Genomic DNA, 17,372 nt, shown 5'->3' with positions numbered 1-17,372 from the left:
GTATCGGCCATGGCCTTCATCTACTACGTCACCCAGGTCCAGCTCGATTTCGGCGCGGTGAAGCTGCTCAAGCAGGAATGCGAGCGCATCGGCATCCAACGCCCGCTCATCGTCACCGACCCGGGGGTGAAGGCGGCGGGTGTCCTGCAGAAGGCCATCGACGCCCTGCCCGGCTTCCCCATTGCCGTCTATGACCAGACGCCGTCCAACCCCACGGAAGCCGCGGTGCTGGCGGCCGTGGAGGTCTACAAGGCCAACCAATGCGATGGCCTCATCGCCGTGGGCGGCGGTTCGGCCATCGACTGCGCGAAGGGCGTCGCCATCGCGGCGACGCATGAGGGTCCGCTGACGCGCTACGCCACCATCGAAGGCGGCTCGGGCCTGATCACCGACAAGGCGGCGCCGTTGATCGCCGTACCCACCACCAGCGGCACCGGTAGCGAGGTCGCGCGCGGGGCCATCATCATCGTGGACGACCACCGCAAGCTGGGCTTCCACTCCTGGAACATCGTGCCGAAGGCCGCCATCTGCGACCCCGAGCTCACGTTCGGCCTGCCCTCCAAGCTCACGGCCGCCACCGGCATGGACGCCATCGCGCATTGCATGGAGACCTTCATGTCCGCCGCGATCAACCCGCCCGCCGACGGCATCGCACTGGACGGCCTGGAGCGCGGCTGGGCCAACATCGAGCGCGCGACGAAGAACGGCCAGGACCGCGAAGCGCGCTTCAACCTGATGAGCGCCTCGATGCAAGGCGCGATGGCCTTCCAGAAGGGCCTAGGCTGCGTGCATTCGCTCAGCCACAGCCTCGGCGGCGTCGACCCGCGGCTGCACCACGGCACCTTGAACGCGATGTTCCTGCCGGCGGTGGTCACCTTCAATGCAGCCGCGGAGTCGGTGAAGAAGGACCGGCGCCTGGAACGCATGGCGCATGCGATGGGCCTGAAGTCGGCCGGCGACATTCCGGAGGCGATCAAGGACATGAACAAGCGCCTGGGCCTGCCGGCTGGCTTGGCCGAGATGGGCGTGCAGCGCAGCCAGTTCGACGCCATCATCAAGGGCGCCCTCGCGGACCACTGCCACAAGACCAACCCGCGCCTCGCGACGCCGCAGGAGTACCGCGAGATGCTCGAAGCGTCGATGTAGTCAGAGCGCCTCGATGCGCGAGGCATCGGGCTTGTCCAGCCACTGCTGGAATTCATCCGCCAGTTGCGCCGCCGCCGAAGCGGCCGTGCTCCACGCCGTCACCCGCGCTTTCAGGTCCGTGCCGTAACGCGGGAAGTCCGTGCGGTCGGGCAGTTTCCCGTTCGGCAATTTCGCGACCCACTCGCGGTCGGGCGCCAGCACGATGGTGTTGTCCAGGAAATGCGTGGCGCCGTGGCGCCACTTGAAGGCCTTGTCCAGCCAGCCCGGCACCACCGCCTTCTGGAAATGCGGGTACAGCACCAGCGGCCCGTGGCCGCCGCTGTCGTAGTCCAGGTGCAGGTGGTAGTCGGTGATGCCGCCGTCCCAATAGGCGCCGGGCGGCGCATCGGGGATGTCATGAACCGCATCCAGCACGAACGGGATCGAGCAGCTCGCCTGCAGCGCGGGCTGGAAGTTGTGCTCCGTCAGCTCCACCTGGCGCGTGCGGTAGTCGGTGGCGTCGAACGGCAGGCGGGACGACGTGGAGAACACCACCCGTTCCAGCCATGCGCCCATCACGCGGCGATGCAGCGCGTTCGACAGGAACGCGCCCGCATAGCCCAGTGGCGTGGCCACCTTGTGCTGGCGCCCCAGCACGTGCCGCCCCCGCGACGCGACGATGTGCAACTTGTAGCGGGGGTTGTTCAGCACGTCGAGCACGTGGCCGCCGTAGAACGACTCCAGGCTCAGGCCGAACCGTTCGCTCACGTGCGAGGGCAGCGGGTACTTGCGGCCGGGCAGCAGCTCGTAGTCCTGCGCGATGTAGTCGCGCTCCAGGCGGCTGAAGCCCGAGATCGGCTCCTTCAGGCAGGCGGTCGCCATGCGCCACGCGCCGATGGATGCGCCCACGAGATCCACGCGCTGGTGCGACCGCGTGAGCCAGTCCCCGAAGATGAATCGGTCGAGCGGGCCGAGGATCAGGCCCTTGGGGCCGCCCGCCGCGCCGGGGACGACGCCGACGTCGCCCGGGTTGAGGCCGTTGCGCTCCACGTGGCTCCGCGCGCGCGGGCCGGCGTAGATGCGAAGTGCCTTCATTTGCCTATTTTCGCAGCCCCTGCAGCTTGGCGAACGCGCTGCCCATCGCCGTTGTCGCGGGCGCGTCTGGCCGGGCCCGTTGTCCGCGCCCCGCGCCCTCGAAGCGGTTCTCGCGCGGACCGTCGCGCCGCTGCGTTTCGCCGAGCTTCATGGTGAGCGAGATGCGCTTGCGGGCGGCATCCACCTCCAGCACCTTCACCTTCACGATGTCGCCGGTTTTCACCACCTCGCGGGCGTCGTTGACGAAGCGGTTGGCCAGGTGGCTCACGTGCACCAGGCCGTCCTGGTGCACGCCGATGTCGACGAACGCGCCGAAGGCCGCGACGTTGCTCACCGTGCCTTCGAGCACCATGCCTTCGCGCAGGTCGGCGATGTCCTCGACGCCGTCGTTGAAGCGCGCCACCTTGAAATCCGGGCGCGGGTCGCGGCCGGGCTTCTCGAGCTCGGTGAGGATGTCCTTGACCGTGATCACGCCGAACTTCTCGTTGGCGAAGAGCTCGGGCTTGAGTGGCTTGAGCATCTCGGCGCGGCCCATGAGCTCTTGCACGGGCTTGCCCGCCATGGCCAGCATCTTCTCGACCACCGGGTAGGTCTCGGGGTGCACGCCCGTCATGTCCAGCGGGTTGTCGCCGCCGCGGATGCGCAGGAAGCCGGCGCTCTGCTCGAAGGTCTTGGCGCCCAGGCCGCCGACGTCCAGCAGCTGCTTGCGGTTGCGGAAGGCGCCGTTGGACTCGCGCCAGCGCACCACGGCCTTGGCAACGCTAGCTGAAAGACCCGACACGCGGGACAGCAGCGGCACGCTGGCCGTGTTCAGGTCCACGCCGACCGAGTTCACGCAATCCTCGACGACGGCATCCAGCGTGCGCGCCAGTTCGCTCTGGTTCACGTCGTGCTGGTACTGGCCCACGCCGATGGACTTCGGGTCGATCTTGACCAGCTCGGCCAGCGGGTCCTGCAGGCGGCGCGCGATGCTCGCGGCGCCGCGCAGGCTCACGTCCACGTCCGGCATCTCCTGCGACGCGAATTCGCTGGCCGAGTAGACCGACGCGCCGGATTCACTGACGACGATGCGTTGCAAGTTCGGGAGATCATCGGCCAGGCGTTTCATCAGGTCGGCGGCGAGCTTGTCGGTTTCGCGGCTCGCGGTGCCGTTGCCGATGGCGATGAGCGACACCTGGTGCTTGCGGCACAGCAGGCCCAGCTGGTGCAGGGAGCCTTCCCAGTCGCGGCGCGGTTCGTGCGGGAACACGGTCGCGGTGTCGACGAGCTTGCCGGTTGCATCGACGACCGCCACCTTCACGCCGGTGCGGATGCCGGGGTCCAGGCCCATCACCACGCGCGGGCCCGCCGGCGCGGCCAGCAGCAGGTCGCGCAGGTTGTCGGCAAAGACCTTGATCGCCACCTTCTCGGCGTCTTCCCGCAGCCGCGTGAACAGGTCGCGCTCGGTCGACAGCGACAGCTTCACGCGCCAGGTCCACGCCACGCATTTGCGCAGCAGGTCGTCGGCGGGCCGGCCCTGGTGCGACCACTTCAGGTGCTGCGCGATGCGACCTTCGGCGATCGACGGCTTGCCGGGCTCGGGTTCGACCGGCAGCGTGAGCTTGGCGTCCAGGATCTCCAGCTGGCGGCCGCGGAACACGGCCAGCGCGCGGTGCGAAGGCACGCGCCCCACCGGCTCGTCGTAGTCGAAGTAATCGCGGAACTTGGCGACGTCGGGATGGTTCTCGTCCTTGCCCGGCGCGAGCTTCGACTTGAACAGGCCTTCGGCCCAGAGCCATTCGCGCAGGGATTGCACCAGCTGCGGCTCCTCGGCCCAGCGTTCGGAGAGGATGTCGCGCACGCCGTCGAGCACGGCGGCCACAGTCGTGAAGTCCTCGCCGCCTTCGCCCTTCTCCGCCTTGACGAACGTCGCCGCTTCCTGCGCGGGATCGAGGCGCGGATCGGCGAACAGCTTGTCCGCCAGCGGCTCCAGCCCGGCATCGCGTGCCATCTGCCCCTTGGTGCGCCGCCTGGGCTTGTACGGCAGGTACAGGTCCTCGAGCTCCTGCTTGGTCGGCGCGGCTTCAATCGCGGCGCGCAGCTGCGGCGTCAGCTTGCCCTGCTCCTCGATGCTCTTGAGGACGGCTTCACGCCGGTCCTCCAGTTCGCGCAGGTAGGCCAGGCGCGTTTCCAGTTCGCGCAGCTGCGCGTCGTCCAGGCCGTTCGTGGCTTCCTTGCGGTAGCGGGCAATGAAAGGCACGGTGGCGCCGCCGTCCAGGAGGTCCACGGCGGCGCGGACCTGCGCCTCCGCCACGCGCAGTTCGGCGGCGATCTGCCGGATGATTTTCTGCATGTCTTGCTGTGTTACTGCCGGTCCCGCCCCCGCGGGGAGGCGCGAGTTTGCCACAGGCCGCACAGGCGGAAGCGGCCCCCGCTGACAGGCGCGCAACGGCCGCGTTTCAAGAATGGAACGGCTACCCTCAGGAGGCAACCCCATGCGCGGACGTATCGTATTCATCGTGGTGGCGGTGCTGGTCACCCTGGCCATCGCATCGCTCAACTGGGCCGAGTTCACCCGGGCGGAACCGCTCAGCTTCGGGCTCTTCACCGCAACCGTCCCCGTGGGCGTGACCATGCTGGTGATCATGGCCATCGTGCTCACCGTGTTCCTGGTCAGCAGCGCCATCCAGGAATCGCGCTACCTGCTCGACCATCGCCGCCACACGCGCGCTTTGCATGCGCAGCGCGAGCTGGCCGAGAAGGCCGAGGCCTCGCGCTTCACCGACCTGCGCCAGCACCTGGACAGCCACCTGCGCGAGACCCGCACGCGCGAGACGGTGATGGCCACCGAGTTCGAGAAGCGCATGCTGCAAAGCCACCAGGAGCTGCGCGCGCAGGTCGAGCGCATGCACCAGATGATGGCCGCGCGGCTGGACGCGCTGGATGCGCGCGCGCCGGTCGCGCGCGCCGACGCGACGCTGCCTCTGGATGACGTGCCGCCGCGGGATCGCGTGCGGCTGTAAGCCTTGCCGCCCTGGCGCGACTGACCGGCATGTCCAGCCGGAAGGAGCGCCTGATGACCGACTTGCGAGCCGCGCTGGCGGGCGCCTGCGCCCTTGCCGGCGCTAGCGCGATCGCCGCGGATGCCCCCGCCGCTTGCCGCGCCCAGTCCGCGGCAGCGCTGACCCCCGTCATCGAGCTCTACACCTCCGAGGGCTGCAGTTCCTGCCCGCCGGCCGATCGCTGGATTTCCACACTGAAGGATGATGCGGCCCGCGGCCGCGTCGTGGCCCAGGCCTTTCACGTCGGCTACTGGGACTACATCGGCTGGGTCGACCGCTTCGCGAACCCGGCGCACACGCAACGCCAGAGGCAGGTCGCCTCGTGGAACGGCCTTCCCAACATCTACACGCCGCAGGTCGTGCGAAACGGCCAGGACTGGCGCAGCGATCGCGTCTTCACCGTCGCGGAGCCCGCCCGGGCATCGATCGACCTGCAGCAGACCACTCCCAACGCATTCGCGGCTGCCGTCGTGCCGGCGGACGGCGTCGGCGCATGGGGCGCCTACTGGACCGTGACCGAACACGGGCACGCGAGCAAGGTGAAGGCCGGCGAAAACGCCGGCGAGTACCTCCGCCACGATTTCGTCGTGCGGCAGTACGTGCCCGCCGGCGACCGCCGCGGGCCGGCCCAGCTAACGTTGCTCGCGATACCGCCGGACAAGGGCCACGCGCGCCAGGTCAACCTCGTCGTTTACGACGCGAGGAACGGCCGAACGCTGCAGGCCCTGAGCCTCGCCTGCGGCTAGACTGGGGCGGATGCGTTCGCTGGTCCGCCGGTTCTTCGTCGCGGTCTTCGCCCTGCTGCTCCTGTTCGAGGAGTGGGGATGGGAGCCGCTGGCCGCGCTGCTCGCGCGCCTGGGCCGGCTGCCCTTCTTCGCGTGGCTCGAGCGGCGCATCCGCGCGCTGCCGCCCTACGCGGCGCTGGCGGCCTTCTTCGCGCCCGCACTGCTCCTCGTGCCCATCAAGCTCGCCGCGCTGTGGTTCATCGCGCAGGGCCACGGCGGCTGGGGCCTGGCCGTGCTGGTGGCAGCCAAGATCGCGGGAACGGCCCTCGTCGCGCGCCTGTTCGCACTGACGCAGCCGACGCTGATGCAGCTGGCGTGGTTCGCACGCTGGTACCCGCGCTGGAAAGGCTGGAAGGACCGCGTGATCGCCGAGGTGAAGGGCTCGCCCGGTTGGCAGGCCGTGCAGCGCGCGAAGGCCGCGGCCGCCGCGCAGTGGGCGCAATTCCGCAAGAACCTGGGCTAGTCGAACAGGCCGGGGTGCGCGCCGAGCTGCGCACGCTCGATCTCCAGCATCTTCAGCTTGGTGTCGACGCCGCCCGTCGCCGAGAAGCCCACGCCCGTGTTGCCCGCACCGAGCACGCGGTGGCACGGCACGATGGGTGCGAAGGGGTTGTGGCCCAGCGCCTGGCCGACCGCGCGTGCGGAGCCGGGCTCGCCGATGCGCTGCGCCACTTCGCCGTACGTGAGCGTGCGGCCCGGGGCGATGGCGCGGGCCACCTCGTACACGCGCCGGTTGAAATCGGGCTCGCCCTGCATGTCCAGCGGCACGTCCGCGAGGTCGTCCTTCGCGCCGGCCAGCAAGGCCTGGACCCGCGCGACCACGCGCGCCACCCACTCGGGCGGCTCGGCCTGGGGCACATCAGGATGCCGCCGCAGCATGCGCCGCGCCGTGCCTTCACGGTCACGTTCCGGCAACTGGCAGGTGACGATCGCGCCTTCGCCCCACGCGATGCCGCACGCGCCGATGGCGGTGTCGAACACGCAGTAGCCGAGCGCGGCCATCGAAGCGTCAGGCGGCTTCGACCTTGCGCAGCACGTAGCCGATGCGCGGGAAGTGCACGTGCACGACGCCGGCGCGCGGGTCCTCGCGCTCCAGCGTGTAGTGCGTGCGCGTCGCGGCCAGCAGCGTGCCCTCGGTCGGCTCGGTGCCGAACGTTTCGGGCGTGATCGTCACGCGAGTGCCGAGCGGGATGCCGTGGTCGTCCTGGAAGGCGCTGTCGACCAGCATCTTCTGGGCGGCCGGCAGCGGGTCGGCGCGCTTGGCCACTTCGATGGCGCTGGCCGAGTCGAATTTCTCCATCGCCCCATGGCCGATCGCCTCGATGCGGTCCATCCACTCCAGCACGGCGGGCGTGGTCGCGAGGATCCCGGCCAGGCTGGCGGCCTGCCGGCGCGTGAACCACAGCGGGTGGTAGGTCGCCAGGTCGGCGATGCACGGCTCCAGGCCGAAGAGGTAATCGTGCTCCTCGGCCATGTGCGCGATGCGGCGCAGGTAGGAGCGGTAGGCCGACGTCGCGTCGCCCGTGCGCAGGCGGACCATGTTGGCGTGCATCGCCTTGCGATCTTCCATGAAGGCCTTGCCGGCTTCCGGCGGCAGGCCCTTGAAGAGGTCGGCCTGTGCCTTCGGCTGGAAGCTGTACGTCATCGACGACCAGAACAGCGTGGTGTCGGCCCACTGGGCGAAGACGCGCGCCACGCCCTTGAGGTGCGCCGGGTAGAACGTGGGCTCGGGCTGGATGTGCTCGAGCACGTCGCAGATCAGCGTGGTGTCGCAATAGATGTCGGCGCCGACCTGCAGCACCGGCGTGCGGCGGTAGCCGCCGGTCAGCGCCACCACGTCGGGCTTCGGCAGGATGTTCGGGATGTGCACCGAGTGCCACGCGAGCTTCTTGAAACCCAGCGCCGTGCGAATCTTCTCCGCGAACGGCGACATGGGGTAGTGGTGCAGGATCAGTTCGGGCATCTCGTGTCCTTCAGCGCGGCAGGGCGCGCGCGATGATCGTATCGAAGTCGGCGGAAGCCGGCAGCGTGCCGAAGGCCTGCCCCCAGTCGCCGCCCAGGCGCGAATCGCAGAAGGCCGCGAACACCGCCGCAGGCGCCGCCTGCGCCAGCATCGCCGCCTGCACGGTGAGCGCCACGTCCTGCGCGAGGCGCCTCGCCTGGGTTTCGGTGGCCAGCTCCTCCACGCGCGTGGGCAGCGACTGCACCATGCGGTCGAGCGCGGTGTGCGCACCGCGAGCCGGCGCGAGCTCCTGCGCGAGCGCGGCCGCGGCATCGCCCTTGCGCAGCGCGCGCAGCAGGTCCAGCGCCATGATGTTGCCGGCGCCTTCCCAGATCGAGTTGAGCGGCATCTCGCGGTAGATCCGCGCCATGGTGCCCTGGCCGCCCTCCTCCACGTAGCCGTTGCCGCCCAGGCACTCCATCGCTTCCTGCGCGAAGGCGCTGCCGCGCTTGCAGATCCAGAACTTCGCGATGGGCGTGAGCAGGCGCGCCATCGCGGCCTCGTGCGCATCGGCGGGTTTGTCGAAGGCGCGCGCGAGTCGGATGGCGAGCGCGGTGGCGGCTTCGCTTTCCAGCGCCAGGTCCGCCAGCACATTGCGCATCAGGGGCTGTTCGATCAGCTTCTTGCCGAAGGCCGAGCGTTGCGCCGTGTGGTCCAGGGCGATCGACAAGGCTTGCCGCATCAAGCCGCTGGTGCCGAGCGCGCAGTCCAGTCGCGTCATCGTGCCCATTTCGAGGATCTGCGGCACGCCGCGCCCTTCGTCGCCCACCAGCCAGGCAAAGGCTTCGTCGAACTCCACTTCGGAGCTGGCGTTGGCCTTGTTGCCCAGTTTGTCCTTCAGCCGCTGGATGCGGATGGCGTTCACGCTGCCGTCGGGCAGCACGCGCGGCAGGAAGAAGCACGACAGACCTTGCGGCGCCTGCGCGAGCACGAGGAAGGCGTCGCACATGGGCGCCGAGAAGAACCACTTGTGGCCCGTGAGGCGGAAGCGCCGGCCCCAGCCATCCTCGCCATCCGGTGCGGCTTGCGTCGTGTTCGCGCGCACGTCGGAGCCGCCCTGCTTCTCCGTCATACCCATGCCCATGGTCACGCCGGGCTTGTCGCGCCAAGGCCTGAGCTTGGGGTCGTAGCCACGGCTCGTGAGCTTGGGCGCCCAGTCGGCATGCACCTTCGCGTTGCCGCGCAGGGCCGGCGTGACCGCATAGGTCATTGAAATGGGGCACAGCACCGAGGGCTCGAGCTCCGTGAACTGCATGAAGCCGGCTGCCCGCAAGACGTGCGGCGAAGCACTGCCGCCCGCCCACGGCGTGCCGTGCAGGCCGGCGGCGACGGCCGCGCCCATGAGCGCGTGGTAGCTGGGGTGGAACTCGACCTCGTCGAGCCGGTGCCCGTAGCGGTCGTGCGTGCGCAGCTGCGGCGTATGCACGTTGGCCAGCCGCGCATGGGCCTGGAATTCCTCGCTGCCCGCCAGCGCGCCGAGTTCGGCGAGCGGCGTCGTGTCCAGCGCGGGGGCGTTGAACTTCAGCGCGTCGTGCAGCGCGCGGTTGCCCGCGAACAGGTTATAGCCCGCGAGCGGCACAGGCTGGTTGAGGACCTCGTGCGTCGCATGCATGGGCGCTTCCTCAGGTCAGCTTGACGAGCTGCTTGCCGAAATTCTTGCCCTTGAGCAGGCCCAGGAAGGCCTCGGGCGCCGACTCGATGCCCTGCGCCACCGACTCGCGCGGGCGGAACTTGCCGCTGCCCACCAGCTGGCCCAGCTCCGACAGCGCATCGGGCCACACCTCCATGTGCTCGCTGACGATGAAACCTTCGAGGCGCATGCGGTTGGTCAGGAGCAGCTGCGGGAACGACATGGGAACCGGCTTGCCGTCGTAGCCCGCGATCATCCCGCACAGCGCGATGCGGCTGAAGGCGTTCATGCGCGTCATCACGGCGTCCATCACCATGCCGCCGACGTTCTCGAAGTACCCGGAGATGCCGTCGGGCGCCGCTTCCTTCAGCGCCTTCGAGAGCGAGCCCGCGTCCTTGTGCTCGCGGTAGTCGATGCAGGCGTCGAAGCCGATCTCCTTCACCGCGTAGTTGCACTTGTCGGCGCCGCCGGCGATGCCGACGACGCGCAGGCCGCGCGCCTTGGCGAGCGCGCCGAAGGCGCTGCCGACCGCGCCGGTCGCCGCGCTCACTGCCACGGTCTGCCCGGCCTTGGCGTCGATGATCTTCACCAGGCCATACCACGCCGTCACCCCGGGCATGCCGACCGCGCCGAGGTAGTGCGAGATCGGCACGTGCGTGGTGTCGACCTTGCGCAGGGCGCCGGGTTGCTCGGCGCTGACGACGCTGTACTCCTGCCAGCCGCCCATGCCGACCACCTTGTCGCCGGCCTTGTACTTCGGCGACTTGCTCTCGACCACTTCACCCACGGTGCCGCCCTGCATCACCTGCCCCAGCGGCTGCGGCTGCGCGTAGCTCTTGGCGTCGTTCATGCGGCCGCGCATGTACGGGTCCAGGCTCAGGTAGTGGTGGCGCACCAGCACCTGCCCGTCCTGCAGCGCGGGCGTATCGCCGGTCACCAGCTTGAAGTTGGATGCGGTGGCTTCGCCCTGCGGGCGGTTGTCCAGGAGGATCTGCTTGTTCTGCGGCATGGCGAGCCTCAATCGGTCGAGATGGTGTTCAGCGGGTTGACGCTCTTGGCGCCCGTGGGCAGGCGCGGGACGTACTTGAAGGTGCCCGTGGAATGGGCGCAAGGCTTGCCGTCGGCGTCGAAGATGGTGGCTTCGGTGAAAGCCATCGTGGCCGTGCGGTGCATCAGGTGCCCCCTGCCGGTGAGCTTGCCGCGCGCCGGCTGCATGAAGGTGGTCTTCATCTCGATGGTGACCACGCCCATCTCGGGCTGCGCGCTGCGCGCGGCCGCGGCCATCGTCACGTCCAGCAGGGTCATGCACGCGCCGCCGTGCGTCACGCCGAAGGAATTGAGGTGCTCAGGCCTGGCCTCGTAGGCGATCTCGGAATTGCCGCCCTCGAACTTCTCCAGCGAGAAGCCCAGGAGTTCGACGAAGGGGATCTTGACGCCGAAATTCATGCTCAGCCTCCCGTCACCACGCTGACGCCGCCGTCGACCGCCAGCCACTGGCCGGTGATGTGCTTGCCGGCATCCGACGCGTACAGCAGCGTGATGCCCTTCAGGTCCTCGTCGTCGCCCAGGCGGCGCAGCGGCGCGTTCTCCGCCAGCTTGTCCTCGCCGATGCGGTCGAGCGTGCCTTGCGTCATCTTGCTGGGGAAGAAGCCCGGGCAGATGGCGTTGACGTTGATTCCGTACTTGCCCCACTCGCATGCCAGCGCCTGTGTGAACGTGATCACCGCGCCCTTGGAGGTGTTGTAGGCCAGCGTGGGCAGGTCGGGCGGGTTGCCGCCCAGGCCCGCGATCGAAGCGACGTTGATGATGCGGCCCTTCCTGCGCGGGATCATCGACTTCTTCGCCAGGTGCTGCGACAGGATGAAATAGCCGCGCACGTTCAGGTTCATCACCTTGTCCCACGCTTCGACCGGATGGTCCTCGGCGGGCGAGCCCCAGGCGGCGCCGGCGTTGTTGACGAGGATGTCGACGTCGCCCATGCGCTCGAGCGTGTGCTCGGCCAGGCCGCGGATGTCTTCTTCCTTGGCACAGTCGGCGGCGCTCCAGCGCGCGTCGATGCCGGCGGCTTGCAGCTCGGCCACCGCTTCCTCGAGCTCGCCTTCCTTGCGCGCGCTCAGCATCACCTTCGCGCCGGCTTCTCCCAGCGCGTGCGCGATCTGCAGGCCCAGCCCGCGCGAGCCGCCGGTGACGAGCGCCGTGCGCCCTGTCAGGTCGAAGAGCTGGGAGGTGGTGCGGACGGTCATGGCTTTCCTTCGGGGGAATTCGATTGTGCGCCGGGTGCGGCGGTTTCGGCCATGCGCGAACGCACGACGATGAGCACGACGCCGGCGGCCACCGCCATGCCGCCGAGCACGCCGAGCGACCAGCCGGCGATGACGTGGACCTCGCCGGAGATAACGCCCAGGATGATGGCGAAGATACCGCCGTAGATCGCGATCCAGGCCAGGCGCTCGACCCAGGCCCGCGCGCGTGGCGTCGCCATCAGAACGCTTCCTCCGGCACCTGCGCGCAGGTGGGGTCGCGCGTGGCAACCACCTTCAGCCAGGCGTCGAGCTTCGGCAGCTCGTAGCGGAAGAAGTACTGGGCCGCGGCGCGCCGGCCCGTGTGGGCGGCATCCTTCGCATCGTCGGGAATCGCCAGCACGACGTCGAGCCAGGTCCACGCCAGCACCATGTGGCCGAAGGCCTGCATGTACGGCACCGCATTGGCGAGCGCCTCGGCGGGGTTCGCCGTGGCCCACGCGGACTTGGTCGCGGCCCCCACCTGCTGCAGCGCCTTGGCCAGCGCGTTGGCGAACTCCGCGAGGTCGCTGCGCTGCATGGCGCGTTCGATGGTCGCGTTGATGCGCTGCGCCAGCAGCTGCAGGCCCTTGCCGCCTTCCATCACCACCTTGCGGCCCAGCAGGTCCGCGGCCTGGATGCCGTGCGTGCCCTCGTGGATCATGTTCAGGCGCTGGTCGCGCCAGTACTGCTCCACCGGGAAGTCGCGCGTGTAGCCGTAGCCGCCGTGCACCTGGATCGCGAGCGAATTCGCCTCCAGGCAGTTCTCCGAAGGCCAGCTCTTGGCGATGGGCGTCAGCACCTCGAGCAGCAGGCGCGCTTCTTCCGCGGCCTCCGGCGTGCCGGTGTGCTGCTCGTCGATCAGGCGCGCGCAGAACAGCATCAGCGCCAGCGCGCCTTCGCAATACGACTTCTGCGTGAGCAGCATGCGCTTGACGTCGGCGTGCTCGATGATGCGCACCTGCGGCTGGGCCGGGTCCTTGCCTTCGGGGCCCACCGGCCGGCCTTGCGGCCGCTGCTTCGCGTACTCGAGCGATGCGTAGTAGCCCGCGAGGCCCAGCGCCGTCGCGCCCATGCCGATCGCGATGCGCGCCTCGTTCATCATGTGGAACATGCAGCGCAGGCCTTCGCCCGGCTTGCCCACGAGGTAGCCGATGGCGCCCGCCTGGCCGCGAACCGGGTACTTGCCTTCGCCGAAATTGAGCAGCGTGTTGGTCGTGCCGCGCCAGCCGAGCTTGTGGTTCAGGCCCGCCAGCGCGACGTCGTTGCGCTCGCCCGTGAGCTGGCCCTGCGCATCCACCAATTTCTTGGGGACGATGAAGAGCGAGATGCCCTTGGTGCCGGGCACGAGCTTGCCGTCCGGGCCGGGAATCTTCGCCAGCGCCAGGTGGATGATGTTCTCGGTGAGCTCGTGCTCGGCCGCCGAGATCCACATCTTGTTGCCCTTGAGGCGGTAGCGCGCACCGAGCGGGTCGCTTTCGAAATCGCTGCCGTCCGGAACCGCGCGCGTCGCGACGTCGGACAGCGACGAGCCGGCTTGCGGCTCCGACAGCGCCATCGTCCCGGACCAGCGGCCGCTGAATTCGTTCAGCGCGAAGACCTGCTTCTGCGCCTCGGTGCCGTGCGCCATCAGCAGGTTGGCATTGCCCGTGGTGAGCATGCCGCCCGCGATGGAGGCCGATGCGATCGTGAAGATCGCGTTGGCCGGCGCCTCGATCGCGTACGGCAGCTGCATGCCGCCGATGTCGTAGTCCTGCGCCGCCGACAGCATGCCGGTGCCCACGTAGGCGTTCCACGCCTCGTGCGAGGCGCGCGGCAGGATCACCTTCTCGCCGTCGAAGCGCGGCTCTTCGGTGTCCACCAGGCGGTTGAACGGCGCGAAGCGCTCACGCGCCACGCGCTCGCAGGTGTCGAACACGGCGTCGAAGGTTTCGCGCGAATGGTCCGAGAACCGTTCGCGCGACGCCAGCCGGTCGGCGTGCAGCCAGTCGTAGAGGAGGAAGGAAAGCGTGTTTCGAAGGTTCATTTACAGAACCTCGAACACCCCCGCCGCCCCCATGCCGCCGCCGATGCACATCGTGACGACCACCTTCTTCGCCCCGCGGCGCTTGCCTTCGATCAGCGCGTGGCCCGTCAGGCGCTGGCCCGACACGCCGTACGGGTGGCCCACCGCGATCGCGCCGCCGTTCACGTTCAGGCGGTCGGCCGGGATGCCCAGCTTGTCACGGCAGTACAGCACCTGCACCGCGAAGGCTTCGTTCAGCTCCCACAGGTCGATGTCGCTCACCTTCAGGCCCAGGCGCTTGAGCACCTTGGGCACGGCGAAGACCGGGCCGATGCCCATCTCGTCGGGCTCGCAGCCCGCCACCGCGAAGCCGAGGAAACGGCCCAGCGGCTTGAGGTTCTTGCGGCTCGCGTAGTCTTCGCTGACCACGACGCAGGCGCCCGCGCCGTCGGAGAACTGGCTGGCATTGCCCGCGGTGATGACGCCGCCGGGCATCGCCGAACGGATGCCGCTGATGCCTTCCTTGGTCGTGCCCGGGCGCAGGCCCTCGTCCTGCGACGCGGTCACTTCCTTGGTGATCAGGCCCATCACCGCGTCGGCGACGCCGGCCTTCACCGTGATCGGCACGATCTCGTCCTTGAACTTGCCGGCTTCCTGCGCCGCGCAGGCCTTCTGCTGGCTGGCGGCGCCGTACTCGTCCTGCGCGTCCTTGCTGATGTTGTAGCGCTTGGCGACCTGCTCGGCCGTCTGCAGCATGCTCCAGTAGATCTCGGGCTTCTTCGCGACCAGCGACGGGTCGGACAGCATGTGCTGGTTCATCTCCTGCTGCACGCACGAGATGCTCTCCACGCCGCCGGCCACGTACACGTCGCCCTCGCCCGCGATCACGCGCTGCGAGGCCATCGCGATGGTCTGCAGGCCCGAGGAGCAGAAGCGGTTGACGGTAACGCCGGACACGGTGATCGGCATGTCGGCCATCAGCGCGACCTGGCGCGCGATGTTGGCGCCCGTCGCGCCCTCGGGGTTGGCGCAGCCCATGAGGACGTCCTCGACTTCGGCGGCGTCGATGCCGGCACGCTGCACCGCGTGCTTGACCGCATGGCCGCCCAGGGTGGCGCCGTGCGTCATGTTGAAGGCGCCCTTCCAGCTCTTGGTGAGCGGCGTGCGGGCGGTGGAAACGATGACGGCTTTGGTCATGTGATGCTCCGTGTTCGAATCAGTTAAAGGTCTTGCCTTCGGCCGCGAGGCGGGCGAGCAGCGGCGCGGGTTCCCAGAACTTCGCGTCGTCGTTGGGGTTCTTCTGGAAGCGCTTCATGGCCTGGGCCACGTTGTACAGGCCCACCTGGTCGGCGTAGAGCATCGGGCCGCCGCGGTGGAACGGGAAGCCGTAGCCGGTGATGTAGACCATGTCGATGTCGCTCGCGCGGGCGGCGATCTTGTCCTCGAGGATGTGCGAGCCTTCGTTCACCAGCGCGAACACCAGGCGCTGCACGATCTCCTCGTCGCTGATCTTGCGCGGGGTGATGCCCAGCTCCTTGCGGTGCGCCGCGATCATTTCCTCGACCAGCTTGGAGGGAATCGCGTCGCGCTTGCCTTCCTGGTAGTCGTACCAGCCGGCGCCGGTCTTCTGGCCGAAGCGGCCCAGCTCGCACAGCTTGTCGGCGGTCTTGCTGTATTTCATGTCGGCGCGCTCGGTGGCGCGGCGCTTGCGGATGGCCCAGCCGATGTCGTTGCCCGCGAGGTCGCCCATGCGGAACGGGCCCATCGCGAAGCCGAACTTCTCGATGGCCTTGTCCACCTGCTGCGGCGTGGCGCCCTCGTCCAGCAGGAAGCCGGCCTGGCGGCTGTACTGCTCGATCATGCGGTTGCCGATGAAGCCGTCGCACACGCCCGAGACGACGGCGGTCTTCTTGATCGCCTTGGCGATGGCCATCACGGTGGCCAGCACGTCCTTGGCGGTCTTGTCGCCGCGCACCACTTCCAGCAGCTTCATCACGTTGGCCGGGCTGAAGAAGTGCATGCCGACCACGTCCTGCGGGCGCTTGGTGAACGAGGCGATCTTGTTCACGTCCAGCGTCGAGGTGTTGGAGGCCAGGATCGCGCCCGGCTTGGCGACGGCGTCGAGCTGCTCGAACACCTTCTGCTTGACGCCCATCTCCTCGAACACCGCCTCGATGATCAGGTCGGCATCCTTCAGGTCGTCGTAGGCCAGCGTGGTCTTCAGCAGGCCCATGCGCTGCTCGTACTTGTCCTGCTTGAGCTTGCCCTTCTTGACCTGCGCCTCGTAGTTCTTGCGAATGGTGGCGACGCCACGGTCCAGCGCCTCCTGCTTGGTCTCCAGCATGGTCACGGGGATGCCGGCGCTCAGGAAGTTCATGGTGATGCCGCCGCCCATGGTGCCGGCGCCGATCACGCCGACCTTCTTGATGTCGCGCTTGGGCGTGTCTTCCGGCACATCGGGAATCTTGGAAGCGGCGCGCTCGGCCATGAACAGGTGGCGCAGCGCGCGCGATTCCGGCGTGAGCATCAGCGCCATGAACTCGACACGCTCCTGCGCGAGGGCGTCGTCGAACTTCATCTTGGTGGCGTTCTCCACCGTGTCCACGCACTTGGCGGGCGCCGGCAGGTTCTTGGCCATGCCCTTGACCATGTTGCGCGCGAACTGGAAGTACGCATCGCCCAGCGGGTGCTTGGCCGGCAGGTCGCGCACGCGCGGCAGCGGGCGTGCATCGGCGACGGAACGCGCGTAGGCCAGCGCTTCTTCGGCCAGCGATTCGGGCGACGACGCCATCTTGTCGAACAGCTTCTGGCCGGGCAGTTGCGCCAGCATCTCGCTCTTGACCGGCTCGCCGCTCACGATCATGTTCAGCGCGACTTCGACACCCAGCGCGCGCGGCAGGCGCACCGTGCCGCCGGCGCCGGGGATGAGGCCCAGCTTCACTTCGGGCAGCGCCACATTCGTGCCGGGCGCGGCGATGCGGTAATGGCAGCCGAGCGCGAGCTCGAGGCCGCCGCCCATCGCGACCGAGTGCACGGCCGCGACGACCGGCTTGGCCGAGTTCTCCACCGTCGAGATGACCGACAGCAGGTTCGGTTCGGCCAGTGCCTTGGGCGAGCCGAACTCCTTGATGTCGGCGCCGCCGGAGAAGGCCTTGCCGGCGCCGGTGATGACGATCGCCTTCACCGCCGGGTCGGCGTTGGCCTTGTCGACGCCTTCGGCGATGCCCAGCCGCGTGGCGTGGCCCAGGCCGTTGACGGGCGGGTTGTTCATCGTGATCACGGCCACGTCGCCGTGCACCTTGTATTCAGCGGTCATACCGGGTTTCCTCGCGGAGGGGTGAATGAAATAGGACGGTCGTTCTATTTTTGATTCTAGAGGGGAGATGTTGCGCCGCTAAGGGCGCTTTGTC

General features: G+C 68.7%; 16 protein-coding genes. 4 read left to right on the top strand and 12 right to left on the bottom strand.

What is annotated here, in order from left to right:
* Nucleotides 1–9: 9 nt before the first annotated feature.
* Entirely contained in the window at nt 10–1,146 is a 1,137-nt protein-coding gene (locus WG903_RS13355; RefSeq protein ID WP_340076128.1) for an iron-containing alcohol dehydrogenase, read from the top strand.
* On the opposite strand, the gene WG903_RS13350 is transcribed toward WG903_RS13355, so the two are convergent.
* Entirely contained in the window at nt 1,147–2,220 is a 1,074-nt protein-coding gene (locus WG903_RS13350) for a phospholipase (RefSeq protein WP_340076127.1), read from the bottom strand.
* 4 nt (nt 2,221–2,224) lie between these two features.
* Nucleotides 2,225–4,552 carry a Tex family protein gene (locus WG903_RS13345; protein WP_340076125.1) on the bottom strand — a complete coding sequence of 776 codons (2,328 nt, stop codon included), beginning with the start codon at nt 4,550–4,552 and terminating at the stop codon, nt 2,225–2,227.
* Nucleotides 4,553–4,694: 142 nt separating this feature from the next.
* On the opposite strand from WG903_RS13345, the gene WG903_RS13340 reads away from it, so the two are divergent.
* The 3 genes from WG903_RS13340 to WG903_RS13330 are packed head-to-tail and all read left to right on the top strand — an operon-like array spanning nt 4,695 to nt 6,509.
* On the top strand, nt 4,695–5,222 hold the full coding sequence (locus WG903_RS13340; protein ID WP_340076123.1) for a hypothetical protein: 528 nt from the start codon (nt 4,695–4,697) through the stop codon (nt 5,220–5,222).
* A 53-nt stretch (nt 5,223–5,275) separates the two neighbouring features.
* Nucleotides 5,276–6,007 (top strand): DUF1223 domain-containing protein, encoded by a 732-nt coding sequence (locus tag WG903_RS13335; RefSeq protein WP_340076121.1) that lies wholly within the window; start codon nt 5,276–5,278, stop codon nt 6,005–6,007.
* Nucleotides 6,008–6,017: 10 nt separating this feature from the next.
* Nucleotides 6,018–6,509 (top strand): hypothetical protein, encoded by a 492-nt coding sequence (locus tag WG903_RS13330; RefSeq protein WP_340076118.1) that lies wholly within the window; start codon nt 6,018–6,020, stop codon nt 6,507–6,509.
* Here the strand turns inward: WG903_RS13330 and WG903_RS13325 are convergent.
* The 10 genes from WG903_RS13325 to WG903_RS13280 are packed head-to-tail and all read right to left on the bottom strand — an operon-like array spanning nt 6,506 to nt 17,278.
* Nucleotides 6,506–7,048 (bottom strand): methylated-DNA--[protein]-cysteine S-methyltransferase, encoded by a 543-nt coding sequence (locus tag WG903_RS13325; RefSeq protein ID WP_340076116.1) that lies wholly within the window; start codon nt 7,046–7,048, stop codon nt 6,506–6,508. The two genes, WG903_RS13330 and WG903_RS13325, sit on opposite strands and share 4 nt — an antisense overlap.
* A gap of 7 nt (nt 7,049–7,055) precedes the next feature.
* Entirely contained in the window at nt 7,056–8,009 is a 954-nt protein-coding gene (locus tag WG903_RS13320; protein WP_340076114.1) for a glutathione S-transferase family protein, read from the bottom strand.
* A 10-nt stretch (nt 8,010–8,019) separates the two neighbouring features.
* The gene (locus WG903_RS13315; protein WP_340076112.1) at nt 8,020–9,660 is read right to left on the bottom strand and encodes an isovaleryl-CoA dehydrogenase; all 1,641 of its coding nucleotides are present in this window, start codon (nt 9,658–9,660) and stop codon (nt 8,020–8,022) included.
* 10 nt (nt 9,661–9,670) lie between these two features.
* Nucleotides 9,671–10,687, bottom strand: a complete 1,017-nt coding sequence (locus WG903_RS13310) for an NADP-dependent oxidoreductase (protein ID WP_340076110.1) — start codon at nt 10,685–10,687, stop codon at nt 9,671–9,673.
* 8 nt (nt 10,688–10,695) lie between these two features.
* On the bottom strand, nt 10,696–11,124 hold the full coding sequence (locus tag WG903_RS13305) for a PaaI family thioesterase (protein ID WP_340076107.1): 429 nt from the start codon (nt 11,122–11,124) through the stop codon (nt 10,696–10,698).
* 2 nt (nt 11,125–11,126) lie between these two features.
* Nucleotides 11,127–11,921, bottom strand: a complete 795-nt coding sequence (locus WG903_RS13300; RefSeq protein ID WP_340076105.1) for an SDR family oxidoreductase — start codon at nt 11,919–11,921, stop codon at nt 11,127–11,129.
* The gene (locus tag WG903_RS13295) at nt 11,918–12,160 is read right to left on the bottom strand and encodes a hypothetical protein (RefSeq protein ID WP_340076102.1); all 243 of its coding nucleotides are present in this window, start codon (nt 12,158–12,160) and stop codon (nt 11,918–11,920) included. Before WG903_RS13295 ends, WG903_RS13300 begins: the two co-directional genes overlap by 4 nt.
* On the bottom strand, nt 12,160–13,983 hold the full coding sequence (locus tag WG903_RS13290) for an acyl-CoA dehydrogenase (RefSeq protein ID WP_340076100.1): 1,824 nt from the start codon (nt 13,981–13,983) through the stop codon (nt 12,160–12,162). Before WG903_RS13290 ends, WG903_RS13295 begins: the two co-directional genes overlap by 1 nt.
* Nucleotides 13,984–15,159: an acetyl-CoA C-acyltransferase gene (locus tag WG903_RS13285; protein ID WP_340076098.1), complete on the bottom strand. Its 1,176-nt coding sequence runs from the start codon at nt 15,157–15,159 to the stop codon at nt 13,984–13,986.
* Between the two features lie 19 nt (nt 15,160–15,178).
* Nucleotides 15,179–17,278 carry a 3-hydroxyacyl-CoA dehydrogenase NAD-binding domain-containing protein gene (locus tag WG903_RS13280; protein ID WP_340076096.1) on the bottom strand — a complete coding sequence of 700 codons (2,100 nt, stop codon included), beginning with the start codon at nt 17,276–17,278 and terminating at the stop codon, nt 15,179–15,181.
* Nucleotides 17,279–17,372: the final 94 nt, after the last annotated feature.

It is taken from the genome of Ramlibacter sp. PS4R-6, assembly GCF_037572775.1.
Lineage (GTDB): Bacteria > Pseudomonadota > Gammaproteobacteria > Burkholderiales > Burkholderiaceae_C > Ramlibacter.
The sequence above is the reverse complement of the archived record's forward strand: the minus strand, read 5'-3'. Positions and strand labels throughout refer to the sequence as shown.

Coding starts and splice junctions, on each gene's coding strand:
- WG903_RS13300 (WP_340076105.1), bottom strand. CDS start 11,921: ATGACCGTCCGCACCACCTCCCAGCTCTTCGACCTGACAGGGCGCACG.
- WG903_RS13310 (WP_340076110.1), bottom strand. CDS start 10,687: ATGCCGCAGAACAAGCAGATCCTCCTGGACAACCGCCCGCAGGGCGAA.
- WG903_RS13335 (WP_340076121.1), top strand. CDS start 5,276: ATGACCGACTTGCGAGCCGCGCTGGCGGGCGCCTGCGCCCTTGCCGGC.
- WG903_RS13345 (WP_340076125.1), bottom strand. CDS start 4,552: ATGCAGAAAATCATCCGGCAGATCGCCGCCGAACTGCGCGTGGCGGAG.
- WG903_RS13355 (WP_340076128.1), top strand. CDS start 10: ATGGCCTTCATCTACTACGTCACCCAGGTCCAGCTCGATTTCGGCGCG.
- WG903_RS13285 (WP_340076098.1), bottom strand. CDS start 15,159: ATGACCAAAGCCGTCATCGTTTCCACCGCCCGCACGCCGCTCACCAAG.
- WG903_RS13295 (WP_340076102.1), bottom strand. CDS start 12,160: ATGGCGACGCCACGCGCGCGGGCCTGGGTCGAGCGCCTGGCCTGGATC.
- WG903_RS13340 (WP_340076123.1), top strand. CDS start 4,695: ATGCGCGGACGTATCGTATTCATCGTGGTGGCGGTGCTGGTCACCCTG.
- WG903_RS13320 (WP_340076114.1), bottom strand. CDS start 8,009: ATGCCCGAACTGATCCTGCACCACTACCCCATGTCGCCGTTCGCGGAG.
- WG903_RS13350 (WP_340076127.1), bottom strand. CDS start 2,220: ATGAAGGCACTTCGCATCTACGCCGGCCCGCGCGCGCGGAGCCACGTG.
- WG903_RS13280 (WP_340076096.1), bottom strand. CDS start 17,278: ATGACCGCTGAATACAAGGTGCACGGCGACGTGGCCGTGATCACGATG.
- WG903_RS13315 (WP_340076112.1), bottom strand. CDS start 9,660: ATGCATGCGACGCACGAGGTCCTCAACCAGCCTGTGCCGCTCGCGGGC.
- WG903_RS13290 (WP_340076100.1), bottom strand. CDS start 13,983: ATGAACCTTCGAAACACGCTTTCCTTCCTCCTCTACGACTGGCTGCAC.
- WG903_RS13330 (WP_340076118.1), top strand. CDS start 6,018: ATGCGTTCGCTGGTCCGCCGGTTCTTCGTCGCGGTCTTCGCCCTGCTG.
- WG903_RS13305 (WP_340076107.1), bottom strand. CDS start 11,124: ATGAATTTCGGCGTCAAGATCCCCTTCGTCGAACTCCTGGGCTTCTCG.
- WG903_RS13325 (WP_340076116.1), bottom strand. CDS start 7,048: ATGGCCGCGCTCGGCTACTGCGTGTTCGACACCGCCATCGGCGCGTGC.